At 59.3% G+C, this 12,795-nt stretch carries 13 protein-coding genes; 3 read left to right on the top strand and 10 right to left on the bottom strand.

The window, feature by feature from the left end; genetic code table 11:
- Nucleotides 1-65: 65 nt before the first annotated feature.
- Both GSQ77_RS19735 and GSQ77_RS19730 read right to left on the bottom strand, forming a co-directional pair.
- Nucleotides 66-425: an STAS domain-containing protein gene (locus GSQ77_RS19735; RefSeq protein ID WP_158904466.1), complete on the bottom strand. Its 360-nt coding sequence runs from the start codon at nucleotides 423-425 to the stop codon at nucleotides 66-68.
- Nucleotides 426-431: 6 nt separating this feature from the next.
- Nucleotides 432-1,298 carry an STAS domain-containing protein gene (locus GSQ77_RS19730; protein WP_158904465.1) on the bottom strand — a complete coding sequence of 289 codons (867 nt, stop codon included), beginning with the start codon at nucleotides 1,296-1,298 and terminating at the stop codon, nucleotides 432-434.
- Between the two features lie 497 nt (nucleotides 1,299-1,795).
- On the opposite strand from GSQ77_RS19730, the gene GSQ77_RS19725 reads away from it, so the two are divergent.
- Together GSQ77_RS19725 and GSQ77_RS19720 are read left to right on the top strand one after the other, a co-directional pair.
- Nucleotides 1,796-2,806, top strand: coding sequence for a tripartite tricarboxylate transporter substrate binding protein (locus GSQ77_RS19725; protein ID WP_158904464.1), 1,011 nt, complete (start codon nucleotides 1,796-1,798; stop codon nucleotides 2,804-2,806).
- Nucleotides 2,807-2,943: 137 nt separating this feature from the next.
- Entirely contained in the window at nucleotides 2,944-3,639 is a 696-nt protein-coding gene (locus GSQ77_RS19720; protein WP_254067712.1) for a substrate-binding domain-containing protein, read from the top strand.
- Nucleotides 3,640-3,729: 90 nt separating this feature from the next.
- Here the strand turns inward: GSQ77_RS19720 and GSQ77_RS19715 are convergent, their stop codons facing one another.
- The 5 genes from GSQ77_RS19715 to GSQ77_RS19695 form a co-directional block, all read right to left on the bottom strand.
- The gene (locus GSQ77_RS19715; protein WP_254067711.1) at nucleotides 3,730-4,608 is read right to left on the bottom strand and encodes a tripartite tricarboxylate transporter substrate binding protein; all 879 of its coding nucleotides are present in this window, start codon (nucleotides 4,606-4,608) and stop codon (nucleotides 3,730-3,732) included.
- Nucleotides 4,609-4,924: 316 nt separating this feature from the next.
- Nucleotides 4,925-5,839, bottom strand: coding sequence for an alpha/beta hydrolase (locus tag GSQ77_RS19710; protein ID WP_158904463.1), 915 nt, complete (start codon nucleotides 5,837-5,839; stop codon nucleotides 4,925-4,927).
- A gap of 133 nt (nucleotides 5,840-5,972) precedes the next feature.
- Entirely contained in the window at nucleotides 5,973-7,526 is a 1,554-nt protein-coding gene (locus GSQ77_RS19705; protein ID WP_158904462.1) for a tripartite tricarboxylate transporter permease, read from the bottom strand.
- 2 nt (nucleotides 7,527-7,528) lie between these two features.
- Nucleotides 7,529-8,017 (bottom strand): tripartite tricarboxylate transporter TctB family protein, encoded by a 489-nt coding sequence (locus tag GSQ77_RS19700; protein ID WP_254067710.1) that lies wholly within the window; start codon nucleotides 8,015-8,017, stop codon nucleotides 7,529-7,531.
- Between the two features lie 187 nt (nucleotides 8,018-8,204).
- Nucleotides 8,205-9,086, bottom strand: a complete 882-nt coding sequence (locus tag GSQ77_RS19695; RefSeq protein WP_158904461.1) for a fumarylacetoacetate hydrolase family protein — start codon at nucleotides 9,084-9,086, stop codon at nucleotides 8,205-8,207.
- Nucleotides 9,087-9,324: 238 nt separating this feature from the next.
- Between GSQ77_RS19695 and GSQ77_RS19690 the strand changes: the two genes are divergently transcribed.
- Nucleotides 9,325-9,993: a FadR/GntR family transcriptional regulator gene (locus GSQ77_RS19690; RefSeq protein WP_158904460.1), complete on the top strand. Its 669-nt coding sequence runs from the start codon at nucleotides 9,325-9,327 to the stop codon at nucleotides 9,991-9,993.
- A 39-nt stretch (nucleotides 9,994-10,032) separates the two neighbouring features.
- On the opposite strand, the gene GSQ77_RS19685 is transcribed toward GSQ77_RS19690, so the two are convergent.
- The 3 genes from GSQ77_RS19685 to GSQ77_RS19675 all read right to left on the bottom strand — a co-directional run bounded on the left by GSQ77_RS19685 (nucleotide 10,033) and on the right by GSQ77_RS19675 (nucleotide 12,785).
- Nucleotides 10,033-10,767 (bottom strand): FCD domain-containing protein, encoded by a 735-nt coding sequence (locus tag GSQ77_RS19685; RefSeq protein WP_158904459.1) that lies wholly within the window; start codon nucleotides 10,765-10,767, stop codon nucleotides 10,033-10,035.
- Nucleotides 10,768-11,105: 338 nt separating this feature from the next.
- Entirely contained in the window at nucleotides 11,106-11,258 is a 153-nt protein-coding gene (locus GSQ77_RS19680; RefSeq protein ID WP_158904458.1) for a hypothetical protein, read from the bottom strand.
- 177 nt (nucleotides 11,259-11,435) lie between these two features.
- The gene (locus GSQ77_RS19675; RefSeq protein WP_254067709.1) at nucleotides 11,436-12,785 is read right to left on the bottom strand and encodes a c-type cytochrome; all 1,350 of its coding nucleotides are present in this window, start codon (nucleotides 12,783-12,785) and stop codon (nucleotides 11,436-11,438) included.
- Nucleotides 12,786-12,795: the final 10 nt, after the last annotated feature.

Raw genomic sequence — 12,795 nt, 5'->3', positions numbered from 1 at the left:
AGTCGGGCAGGAGTGAGCCATCGGGGCATGACTAAAAGCGCTGGCAAGCTGGGCGCCAGCCACGCTCACTTCAACAATACGTTGTCGAACAACGCCATGCCGCGCTCCACGTTAAGCGCCGTGCGAACGCCGTCCAGGCGCAGGCCCAGTTCCACCAGGGTAATGGCGACCGCAGGCTGCATGCCGACCACCACGGTCTGAGCGTCCAGGATCCGAGCCATCGCCGCGGTGTTGCCTATCATTCGACCGATGAAAGAGTCGACGATATCGAGCGCCGAGATATCGATCAGCACACCTTTGGCGTTGTCCTGCACGATCCGCATGGTGAGATCGTCCTGCAGCGTCATCGCCAGCTTGTCGTGCATGTCGACTTGAATGGTGACCAGTAACAAGCGGCCCATTCGCAGAATAGGGATTCGTTCCATAGACGCTCAATGACTCGCAGTCGAGTAGGAAATGGTCGAGCCGGTTCGTTGAAGGGCAATGACAAACGCGTCGGCAAGCGTTGCCTTGGTGACGACATCCTCGAGGTTCACGCCGAGATGGACGATCGTCTGAGCGATCTGCGGCCGGATGCCGCTGATGATGCAGTCGGCGCCCATCAACCGGGCAGCGGCGACGGTCTTGAGCAAATGCTGAGCCACGAGCGTGTCGACCGTGGGCACGCCGGTGATGTCGATAATGGCAATCGACGCGCCGGTTTCGACGATCTTCTGCAGCAGGTTTTCCATGACCACCTGCGTGCGGGCACTGTCCAGCGTGCCGATCAGCGGCAGGGCCAAAACATTTTTCCACAGCTGCACGACCGGCGTCGAAAGCTCGAGCAGCTCCTGTTGCTGACGCAAGATGATTTGTTCGCGGCTTTTCTGATAGCACTCGATGGTGAAGAGTCCCAACTTATCGAGCAGCGTGCTGACGGTCCAGGTTTCCTCCGCGAGCACGAGCGGCCGGTCGGCTAGGTGCACACGCAATTTTGAAAACAGCGGTTGCTTGAGGGAAAACACAAAGTTCGCGGTATCGATGGGCGAAAAGCCCTGCCTGGCGCGCAGTTGCGAAATTTCCATCAATAGCTGGCGCACGTCTTCCCATTGCCGGCTTTCGATATCCTGCGATTGTCCGTTTGCGGCTGCCGCTTGCATGCCTCGCAGAAAGACTTCGCATTGACGCTCGAGCTCTCGTTCGGCGGAGGCTTCCCGTTTCATCGCGTAGGTGAGCAATGAGTTCAACCATTCCTGGAGCAGTTCTGGCCCGAACTTGCTGATGATTTGCGAAAGTATGCTTTCATCCGATACCGACATGTCCTATCCCCTGGTGGAATCTTTGAAGTGACTGGCTTGTTGCGACGCAAATCGAAAACCGGTGCGACATCGGTTTTCGTGTCGATTTTCTACGCGGGTTTCTGCGCCGATATTTTTACGCGGACTTATAAAGTCGGCGATTGACAGTGTTAAAGACTCTCGTTTCAGGTAAATGGTTCAGACCGTGCTGGCAAATATTGATTTAAAGCCGTGAATCGCAATGGTACGAATTGGTCAGCCTTTGGCGCGCGAAGTTTGAGGCCGCAAGGAGCCCGTTCTTTCAAGAAGTCCCCAATTGACGAACCTTTTGACCATTGTTAGTATGGGTAGACTTGGTTTATTAAAAAACCAAACAAAACCAATTTTCCATCGGCGGCATCCTCGCGTCATTCCTCGCATTGAGAATCTGCACTGCGCACGGCATTCGCCAGCCGCGCAGCGGATTGTCGGCGGCGGACGCATCGCAAGTCGCACAGAATGGTCTCGGAGACTTTTGAATGAACAAACGGTCGGGAGCGCGCTCCCATCTGCGTCGAATCTGCAAGGTTCTGGTCGTTGGTTTGACGGCCGGCTTACTGGCCTCGTTCGCGATGCGTAGTTATGCGCAGGAATACCCGACCCGGCCCGTCACCATCGTCGTACCGTACGGTGCCGGTGGATCGGCAGACGTGTATGGACGTGTTATCGCACAGCAGCTTCAGCTCGCGCTCAAGCAATCGTTCATCGTCGAAGACCGGCCCGGCGCCGGCGCGATTATCGGCAGCCAGTTCGTTGCGCAAAGTCGCGCTGACGGCTACACGCTGTTGCTGATTTCGAATACTCACGCGGTCAACGAGACGCTGTTCCCGAAGAAGCCATTCAAGCTGATGAGCGACTTTGTGCCGGTGGCGCCGATCAATTCGTCGGACCTGGTGTTGGTGGTGAACCCGAAGCTGGGCGTCAACAACGTGGCCGACCTGATCAAGCTGGCCAAGAGCAAACCGGGTGCGGTGAGCTTCGCGTCCTCCGGCTATGGCACTCCATACCATATGGCGGGCGAATTGTTCGCTGAAATGGCGGGCATTTCGCTTCTGCACGTGCCCTACAAGGACAGCTCGCAGGCTCGCACCGATCTGATCGGCGGCCAGGTCGACATGATGTTCGATGCGACCACCACCATGGAAGGTTTCATTCGCGGCGGCCAAGTCAAGGCGCTCGCCACGACCGGCGATGCGCGCTCGCATGTGTTGCCTAACCTGCCGACCGTGAGCGAAGCCGGCGTGCCCAAGTACAACGCGGTGATCTGGCTGGGCCTGGTGGCGCCGAAGAATACGCCGCCGGCGGTGGTCGACAAGCTCAACGCGGAGCTGGCCAAGATCGTCGCCAAGCCGGAGATCCGCGCGGCATGGGAAACGCAGGGCGCGCTGCCTATGACGATGAGCCCCTCGCAGTTCGCGCAATTCCTGAACGGCGACATCAAGAAGTGGGCCGACGTCGTCAAGGTTTCCGGTGCCAAGGTCGACCAGTGATGAGCGGCGTTGGATGGGCGAGATCCGAGGGGTAGTATTCGCGAGTGGAAAGTCGCGGGTCGAAATTTGCGGGACTAATTTACGGATCCAATTGATGGGTCTAATTTTAATCAACCAACAACAAAAGTAGAACGATCATGCAATTGAGCATATTAAGTGCGGGCGCGGCAAAAGGCTTGGTCCAGGGATTGCAAGCCGGTTTTCAGTCGAGCGAGGGCGCCGCGATCAGCGGCAGTTTCGGTGCGGTATGGACGATCAAGGAACAGTTCGACACCGGTGCGCCGTGCGACGTCGTTATTTTGACCGCAAAGATACTTGCCGAACTGGAAGCGAAAGGTGAGCTGATAGCGGGCAGCGTTGTGCCGCTGGGCCGTGTCGGAACCGGGCTCGCTGTACGCACGGGCGCGGCTACCCCCGCGATTGCCGAGCGCGATGCGTTGGGCGCGAGCCTGAGAAAGGCCACGGCGATCTACTTGCCCGATCCGGTCCGATCCACGGCCGGCATCCACTTCGTCGAAGTGCTGAAAAAGCTCGGTATCTACGACGATGTGCAAGCCAAATTGCAGCCCTATCCGAACGGGGCCACCGCCATGGCGCACATGGCGCAGAACACGGAAGGCGACGTGATCGGCTGCACCCAGGTTACCGAAATTCTCTACACGAAGGGTGTGACGCTGGTCGGCTTGTTGCCCAAAGAATTCGAATTGTCGACCTTGTATGCTGCTGGGATCAGCAGCAATGCGGCCCACCCCGAATTGGCGCGCAAGTTCATCGAAGAACTGACCAGCGACCAGACGCAGCAGTTGCGAGTCGACGGCGGGTTCAACGTCTGAGGCGGATGCGGTAGCCCGGTCGAGGCGGGCGTGCCGAGTTGTTCTGAGGCCGGTGTGCCGCGTCTTTCTGAGGCCGGCGCGGCACTGGCCTTAATTGATCGTGATGCCGGCGTCTTTAGCGACCTTGCTCCACTTCACCTGTTCGGTGCTCATGTATTGCTTCAAACCGGCCGGGGTCGACAACGAGACGTCGACGCCCGCGTTGGCGAGCGCCTTCACAGCATCAGGGCGCGTCAGGGCGCGCGCCACTTCGGCATTGAGTTGCGTCACCACATCGTCAGGCGTGCCGGCCGGCGCGAGCAATGCCAACCAGATCGACGCATCGTAGCCGGGTACGCCGGCTTCTTCGAGCGTGGGCACATTAGGCAATTCCGGGTTGCGCTGCGCGGTGGATACGCCGAGCGCACGCACTTGCCCGGACTGTATCAGCGACAGGACATTCGGGATGCCGGCGAAACTGCTTTCGACAAAACCTCCCAGCACGTCCGTCGTGGCCATTGCGCTGCTGCGATAGGGCACATGCTTGAGCGGTGCGCCGGTCAGTGAAATAAACAAGCCCCCCATCAATTGCTGCGAACTGCCGTTGCCCGACGACGCGTAGCGGATCGAATCCGGTTGAGCCTTGGCAAGCGCCACGAACTCTTTTACGTTGTTAGCCTTGACCTTGTTGTTGACCACCAGGACGTACGAGGCTTGGGCGAGTTTCGACACTGGGGCGAAGCTCGCCAGCGGGTCGTACGGCAGATCCTTGTACAGCGAAGGACTGATCACGTGAGTGGTCGAAATCATCACCAACGTATAGCCATCGGGTTTGGACTTCGCAACGTAATCGGTACCGATCGTCGAACCGGCGCCAGGCCGATTCTCGACGATGAACGATTGCCCGGTGCCTAGCGTGAGATTTTGCGCCAGGACCCGGGCTACGACGTCGGTGTAGCCGCCTGGACCGAACGGGACGACAATTTTCACCGGATGCGCGGGGTAGGTGGCCGTACCCGTGGCCGCATATGCGTTTCCCGCGACGAGGGCGAGCGCTGCGATCAGTCCCGCGCTTAATGTTGCGCTTGACCGTGCGCGTGCGCGTGAGCTTGAGCTTGAGCTTGAGCTTGAGCCTGAGCCTGAGCCTGAGCCTGAGCCTGAGCCTGAGCCTGAGCCTGAGCCTGAGCCTGAGCCTGAGCTTGATAATGAGGCTACCCCGGCCGCGCTCAACCCCTTATTCAACCCCTTAGTCAATCCTGCGCCCAAGCGCAGTCCCACGACGATGGATCGCAGCATCACTGAAAGGTCAGCCTTGGTAGACGGGTTTGGGCAACGTGAAGAACGCATTCAGGATGTGATAGACCATCATGTAGTTCTTCTGCTGGAAGCTGGCGTGCGAAATTCCCGCCATCACGCTGAACTGCTTGTCCATATTGGGCAGATGGTTGAAGAACGCGAGCAGGTCTTCGATGCTGGCGATACCGTCGTATTGACCGCGCAGGACCAGCGAAGGCACGGTTATTTTTTGCGGATCGACCAGCGGCAGTTTCGAGCACATATCGACATAGGTGCCGGTGGGCATCGAGTCATCCAGTGTGAGGATCGCATCGGCGAATGCACCCACTGTCGTAGCGTCCGCGCAGTCGGCGTGATCGCGACTGAATATGCTCTGTACGAAGGCGCGATCGATAGGCCGGCGATTGTTCGCGAGGAAGTCGGCCAGTTTTTTCTTGCGCTCATGCAGGGTCGGGCTGCCGTCGCCGGTCCACACGAACGCGTCGAGAGCGAGCCGCGCGACGCGCTCCGGATGGCGTTGGGCGAACAGCGCCGCCTTCAGCGCGCCCGATGAAATGCCGTAGACCAGCAGCTTGTCGGCGCCGCTTTGTTTCGCGATGTATTCGCTGCCGGCCGCGAGATCGTCGGCCCCGTTGCTGATGTCGAAGTTGATCGGGCGATCTTTGTCCGAGCGCCCGTAGCCTTCGTTATCCATACACCATGTGTTGTAGCCCTGTTCGGCAAACCAGTCCATCGCCGAAGAATAGGGCCGACCTGGCACCTGCAGGTCGAAGGTCGGCTGCGATGCCATCGACGAGCCGTGCACGAACAGGATCGTGCCCGCCGGTTTAACGCCAGTCTTGGCCGGCTTTTCCCACATAAACAGATTGATGTCGCCTTTCTTGATCCAGTGTTCGCGGCCACCGGTCCACTTCACATCCGCCATGCTATCTCCTGGTAGGACCCGCCCGTGGCGGGCGGTCCATTGCTGGTTACGGAGCTCGCCGCGGCGCGTGTGATGGCTTCGGCCGCGGCTGCACCCATTACATTTTCTTATCGCGTTTTTCTTCGCGTTTTTCTTATTGAGGCAGACGTTCGCTGCTCGCCCGCTGTTCACGCAGACGCCGCTCGGTATTGCGTTTCGCAAACGAGCCGCGTGCCCAGAAAAACACCTGGAGCAAAACCAGCAGCGCGCTGCACGCGACGAAGGTCGCGCTGATCGGACGGGTGACGAACACCATCATGTTGCCGTGCGAGAGCAGCAGCGCGCGCCGGAAATATTCCTCCACCATCGGCCCAAGCACATAGCCGAGCAGAATCGGTGCGACATGGAAATCCAGCGCCGCGAAGATGGCCCCGGCGATGCCGAATACCAGAACCTCGCCCACCTCGAACAAACTGTTGTTGGTGCTGTAGACTCCGACCGCGATAAAAAACAATGCCGACGGGTACAGATAACGATAAGGCACCCGCAGCAATTTGACCCAGATGCCAATCAGCGGCACGTTCAAAATCACCAGCAGCACGTTGCCGATCCAGAAGCTTGCGATGAGCCCCCAGAACAGATCGGCGTGTTCGCTGATCAGTTGCGGACCGGGTTGTATGCCCTGGATCAGCAAGGCGCCGAGTATCAGCGCCATCACCGCGTCGCCCGGGATCCCGAGGCTCATGGTCGGGATGAAGTCGACCTGGGTCTTCGAGTGCGAGGAGGCTTCAGGAGCTGCCACCCCCTCCAGCGCACCATGACCGAAGCGCTCCGGCGTCTTCGAGATTTTCTTCTCGAGCGCGTAGGCGATGAACGTGGTGATGGTCGGGCCGGTGCCCGGCATGGCGCCGAACAAGGTGCCGATCGCCGTGCCGCGCACCATGGGCAGAAACGATTGCTTGAGTTCCGCGATGCTCGGACGCATGTCGCGCAAGCGGACCTTGGTGCCGCTGCCGATGACCTGCATGCGGTTCACGTTGCGCAGGAATTCGGCTACGCCGAATAACCCCAACGCCAGCGCGACGAGTTCGACCTTGTCGGAGAGTTCCGGCAGGCCGAACGTCAGGCGCATGACGCCGCTGTTGACGTCGGTGCCCGCGATGCCGATCAGCAGCCCCATGGCGGTCATCGCCACGCCTTTGAGCGCCGAGCCCTTGGACATGGTGCCGCCCGCGAGCAGACCGAGCAGCATGATCGAGAACAACTCGGTCGGCCCAAACTTGAAGGCGATGCTGACCAGCAGCGGCGAGGCGAAGATCATCACGATAATGCCGACGGAGGCTGCGAAGAACGACGAGATCATCGTAATGCCCAGCGCGGTGCCGCCCTTGCCGGCCAGCGTCATCGGATAGCCGTCCAGGCAGGTGACCGCGTGCGGAGGATGGCACGGCAGGTTCAGCAGGATGGCGCCGATCGCACCGCCGTATTGCGAGCCGTAGAAAATGCCCGCGAGCATCAGGATCGCCGGCACCGGGTGCATGGTGTAGGTGAGCGGCAGCAGCATGGAAATCGCGGACAGCGCGCCCATGCCGGGCAGCACGCCGATCAGGTTGCCGATCAGCACCCCGAAGAACGACCACATCAGGTTATGCGGCTGTAGGGCCACGCCGAAACCCTGCATCAGATTCAGTAGAGATTGTTCGATCATGATCAGCCCCACGTGAACAGCGGGAACTGCAGTTGCAGGGCCCACCAGAATACGACCGTGCAAATGACGCACATCCCGAGCGCAAGAATCAGCGCATCTTTCACGTTGTTCTGGCGATCGCCAAGCGCAGAGATAAATACGATGGCGAAGGTGGCCGGCAACAAGCCGCCGTACTTGCCGAGCACGACGAAGGCGAGCACGCCCACCGCGATGCAGATCCAGCCGCGCCATTCGGGCGGCAGATGCTCTTTCGCTTCAGCATGGGCGTCGGGACGCTTGGAGGTAAAAGCGATGGCGAGCCCGACCAACACAAGGATCGCGCCGACGGCAACCGGGAAAAATCCTGGCCCCATGCGGCTCAAACTGCCGATGTTATAAGTGATACCGGCGGAAATGGCGCCTATGCCGAATAGAAAAATCAAGGCGCCTGCGTAGAGATCCTTGCCGTATCGCTTGGCGAACGGTAGAGGGAATCCGGACTTGATGTTCACGTTGCCTGTCTCCAGTGACTCGACACGAGCTGCCCATAAAGTCACAGCGCGCGCAAAACGGCAACGCGCGCACTGTGCTGGCTTATTTTCTTCGTATCGGAATTGCTATGGGCTTTGCCGCTTCGACCCATTGTCCACAATCTGGATTCGTGCAGTAGCGCAGAGCGTGATGGGCAGCGGCCAATGACTACTTTACATGGTTAGTCAGTGTGCCGAGCATATCGATCGAAAGTTTCATTACATCGCCCTTCTTTAGGAAACGCGGCGGCTTGAAACCGATCCCGACACCTGCTGGTGTACCGGTGGCGATGACGTCGCCGGGCAGCAGGGTAATCCCTGCGGACAGCGTTTCGATGATCGTGGGAATGTCGAAAATCAGGTCGCGCGTGTTGGCGTTCTGGCGCAGTTCGCCGTTGATCCAGCAACGCACGTCGAGGTTGGCACCGTCGACCTGGTCGGCGGTGACGAGCCACGGGCCCATCGGGCAAAACGTATCGAGCGATTTGCCGAGAAACCACTGGCGGTGTTTTTGTTGAAGGTCGCGCGCGGTGACGTCGTTGACGATCGTGTAACCCCACACGTGATCGAAGGCTTGCGCCTTTGTAATGCCGATCCCCGGCTTGCCGATCACCACGGCGAGTTCGACCTCGTAGTCAAGCTGTTCGGTCAGATGTTCGAACGCGCTCACGGGCGCCATATCGCCGACGACGGTCGAAGCGGGTTTGGTGAAAATCACGGGCGCGGGCGGTGCGAATTCGCCGGTCTGGGCCGAGCTGTCGAAGCCGGACTGGCTGAATTCTTTTGCGTGCTCGTGGTAGTTTTTACCGACGCAAAAGATGTTGCGGCGCACGTTCAGCGGTGCAAGTGTGGGGCGGCCATCGAGCGCCTGCCAGCTCTCGATATGAGCGAAGGCCGCGGCTTGCGCGGGCGCCGGTACCTGCGCGATGAGATCGATCATGTCGCCGTCGAAACCCGGCAGCAGATGGCGAACATCGCAGTAGCTGCGGGCATCGTCGGAAATGACGACCGGCCGTGCGCGGCCGTCGATGTCGAGAGTAGCGAAACGCATTAATTCTCCAATTGGTTGTATTTGGGTTTTTTACAGAACCAAGTTAACCATACTAGCAATCGACCGAAGCCTCGTCAATGAGTACATATCTGCTGGGATGTATAGGGCGATGGGTCAGGGGCGAGAGAGTAGGCGTGATGTAGAAGCTTGCGCTTATGGTAGTGATAAGACCAATTTACACCAATCGATTGCGCGCTATATTATGATCACGTTTTCATCAACCTCAGGCGATCCAACGATGTCACTATCGGCCGACCCCGCTTACACCTTGAAAGAAGCGCTGCTCGCGAATCTGCGCGACGCGCTCTGGCATCCCGGCGAGAAGCTGCCCACCGAGCGCCAGATGAGCGAATCGTATGCGGTCGGGCGCTCGACGGTGCGTCGCGCATTGGCTCAGTTAAAGGAGTTGGGGCTAATTACGCAGACGGTGGGAAGCGGAACGTACGTGGCTGCCGACATGCTGGAGAAGCTGCCGCAGACGCAAGAGGAAGTAAGCCCGGCCGAGTTGATGGAAGCGCGGCTGATCTTCGAACCCGGTTTGACGGATCTGGTCGTGAGAAACGGCACGGCTGCGGACTTCGGCGAACTGGAGGCGTGCTGCCGCAACGCGGAGTTAGCGACAACGCTCGAGCAGTTCGAGTACTGGGATGGCGCGTTTCATCAGAAGCTCGCCGACGCGACGCACAACAACTTCGTCATCGGCGTGTTCAAGTTGATGCTGAAGGTGCGTGAGCGCAGCGAGTGGGGGTTATTGAAGAAGAAGAGCATGACCGTGGAGCGGCGCGCGGCCTATCAGCGAGAGCACCGCGCCTTGCTGGATGCGTTGCGCGATCGCGATGCCGACACGGCCAGGAATCGGGTCGTCACTCACTTGGTCAATGTGCGCAGTAATATGTTCGATTACTGATCGATGAGGTGCGTGGTGACCCAAGCTATGGGCGCATAGTTACGCGATTGGGGTGGTCGCGACGTCGTGACGTTTTTCTGCGGAGTTGAGCCGCAAGCCATCGAGCGCCAGCAGCATCCGATTTTTCCCGCAGTTCACGTGCTCGAAACTGGCGGTGTACACGGCCTGGGGATCCTTGGCCTTGAGCGCCGCGAGGATCCCGTGGTGCTCGAGATTGGACGCCAGCAGCGCATCGCGCTCCATGAGTCCATGCGTACGAAACAGGTGAAACTCTTTCACCAGCGAGCGGTACATCTTGATCAGCCGGCCGTTTTCGGTCGAGCGAACGATGAAATCATGGAATTCGACGTTCAGCGGATAGAACTTGGCGAAGTCGCCATTTTCGGCGGCGATTTGCATATCCGCGACGAGCGCTTCGAGCGCGGCAAGTGTGGGTGCCGTGAGCATCGAGCACAGTAGTGAGGACGCCAGCGCGGTCAACCCGGCGCGCAAGTCGTACACCTCCACCGCGTCCGCCTTGGTCAATTGATTGATGAAGACACCGCGATTCGGCACCAAATAAACCAGACCCATTTCCGCTAGCGCTCGGCAGGCTTCCCGAACCGGCCCACGGCTTACCATCAGCTTGTCAGCCACGAGTTTTTCGTTCAAACGCTCGCCTGGCGCGAGTTCGCCGCTCAGGATCATGCGTTCGATTTCGCGCTGAACGACGCCGGTCAACGTTTGCGAACGCAACTCAGCGACCGTTATCAGGGAAGTATATTCAGTATGCATTAGCATATCATCGGCTGATATATGGAAACTGTCAACAGTCGAACAATTGCAATTCGATGGCTAGCCGCGTGACCAAGCCCTGACTGGCTTTTGGCCTTATATGAGTGTCGATTCGGGGGATTTCTAGATGGCGCGGGCATGATGCCGCACTGGGCGCGTAACGGCGCGGCGCATTAGCGTACGAGTTAAACGCGAGCTAACAAAGCCTGATGGGTCAGGACAATCAATAAAGCGACAAAACAACGCAAAGCGGCAAAACACAGCAAAGCAAGTGGCTCGCACGGCTGCGGTTGGCATTGCGCCAGCCAGCAACCGTTATATGCAGCGCGACAACTCGCTCAGGGCATCCGCTTCAGTGCTTCGCTGCGTACCTTGCGCACTTCTTCGGCCAGTTCCCGCACCCACGTGAACGCGTCGCTCAAGCTGTCCGCGCAGATTTGCAGCACCTTACGGGCTGGCATGGCAGTAACAACATTGGCTAAGGCTTGCATGATGGCTCCTAGGGTTAATACCTAAACACAAACCCTATTATAACCATATATTGCAGTGCAGTAAAACCGCCTGTTGCTTAGGCGAAGTGCTCGCCGTCTACCCGTCGCACGCCAGATACGTCCCCGTTTTGCGTCCCTGCTTTACGTTCCCGCTTGTGTTCCCGCTTTGAGCCCGATTTATGGCGCGCTGGACGCGACTTTCCGTACCTTCGCCACTTGATCCGGCGTAACGGCCGGCGCATGGTTGCCCCAACTGCTGCGCACGAAGCTCAACAGGTCGGCCACCTGCTGATCCGACAGCCGCGCGCCGAACCCGGGCATCGCCACAGGCGTGGGAGCCGCATCGGTCGCGGGCATATGCGAGCCGGTCAGCACGATATGAATTAGCGAACTCGGATCCGTCGTATTGACCGCTGCATTCCCTGCCAAAGCGGGGAAGGCCGCCATCGCGCCGGTACCGTCGGATCGATGGCACGCGTTACAACTGTTCAGATACACGGCGGCACCGGTCGAGCCAATATGGCCGGCACGCAATTCGGTCGCCACGACATCTTGCGCACCAGCGGCCGGCGGCGTCGGTTGCGTGACGGTAGAGGCCACGGTTTGTACTGCGGGCGAGGTCAGGTAAGTGGCGATCGCATTCAAATCGTCGTCGTGCAGATATTGGGTGCTGTCCTCGATCACCTCGGACATCGGACCGAACGCTGCGCCGTCTTTGCTACGGCCGCTGCGCAAGTAAGCCACGACCTCCTGATGCGACCAGTTGCCGCCATGGTCCGCCACTACGCTGCGCAAATTCGGCGCGTACCATCCCGCCAGCGTATAGCCGGACAGAAATACGCCGTTGCCTTGTTCGCCGAACGACAGCTCCTGGCCCGTAACCCCACGCGGCGTATGACATGCGCCGCAATGCTCCAGGCCTTGCACAAGATACGCGCCACGGTTCCATTCGACGCTTTGCTGCGGGTCCGGCTGATAGATGCCTTTGGGCAGATAGAGCGTGTTCCAGACCGTCATCAAGGGGCGGATGTTGAACGGGAAATTCAAGCCATTTTCATGATTCGCCGCGGATATCGGTTGCACGCCGCCGAGGAAGTAGCGATACAGCGCATGCATATCGTCGTCGTTGATCTTGGCGTACGACGGATAGGGCATCGCGGGATAAAGCCGGCGACCATCCTTGGCAACGCCTTCGCGTAGCGCCCGGGCAAAATCGTCGTAGCTGTAAGCGCCAATGCCGGTAGCGTTGTCCGGCGTGATGTTGGTCGAATACAGCGTGCCGAATGGCGTGGCCAGCGGCAGGCCGCCGGCGAACGGTTTGCTCTTGTCGACTGTGTGACAGGCCGCGCAATCGCCCACTTTGGACAGATACGCGCCCCGCATGATTTGCGCATCGCCCGTGGCGGCTACGGCCACTGCCGACGACGAGGCGCTTTGCGCCTGCGCCGAGCCGGCAGCGAAGACAGTGAGTGCAAGCGCCGCGAGAGGCGTCGCCGCGAGCGACATCCAGTTCATATATGTTTTCATTTGAGAACTC

It is taken from the genome of Burkholderia sp. L27(2015) (assembly GCF_009765705.1).
GTDB lineage: Bacteria > Pseudomonadota > Gammaproteobacteria > Burkholderiales > Burkholderiaceae > LMUX01.
The sequence above is the reverse complement of the archived record's forward strand: the minus strand, read 5'-3'. Positions and strand labels throughout refer to the sequence as shown.

Coding starts and splice junctions, on each gene's coding strand:
- GSQ77_RS19710 (WP_158904463.1), bottom strand. CDS start 5,839: ATGGCGGATGTGAAGTGGACCGGTGGCCGCGAACACTGGATCAAGAAA.
- GSQ77_RS19685 (WP_158904459.1), bottom strand. CDS start 10,767: ATGCATACTGAATATACTTCCCTGATAACGGTCGCTGAGTTGCGTTCG.
- GSQ77_RS19695 (WP_158904461.1), bottom strand. CDS start 9,086: ATGCGTTTCGCTACTCTCGACATCGACGGCCGCGCACGGCCGGTCGTC.
- GSQ77_RS19735 (WP_158904466.1), bottom strand. CDS start 425: ATGGAACGAATCCCTATTCTGCGAATGGGCCGCTTGTTACTGGTCACC.
- GSQ77_RS19705 (WP_158904462.1), bottom strand. CDS start 7,526: ATGATCGAACAATCTCTACTGAATCTGATGCAGGGTTTCGGCGTGGCC.
- GSQ77_RS19675 (WP_254067709.1), bottom strand. CDS start 12,785: ATGAAAACATATATGAACTGGATGTCGCTCGCGGCGACGCCTCTCGCG.
- GSQ77_RS19720 (WP_254067712.1), top strand. CDS start 2,944: ATGCAATTGAGCATATTAAGTGCGGGCGCGGCAAAAGGCTTGGTCCAG.
- GSQ77_RS19680 (WP_158904458.1), bottom strand. CDS start 11,258: ATGCAAGCCTTAGCCAATGTTGTTACTGCCATGCCAGCCCGTAAGGTG.
- GSQ77_RS19725 (WP_158904464.1), top strand. CDS start 1,796: ATGAACAAACGGTCGGGAGCGCGCTCCCATCTGCGTCGAATCTGCAAG.
- GSQ77_RS19690 (WP_158904460.1), top strand. CDS start 9,325: ATGTCACTATCGGCCGACCCCGCTTACACCTTGAAAGAAGCGCTGCTC.
- GSQ77_RS19730 (WP_158904465.1), bottom strand. CDS start 1,298: ATGTCGGTATCGGATGAAAGCATACTTTCGCAAATCATCAGCAAGTTC.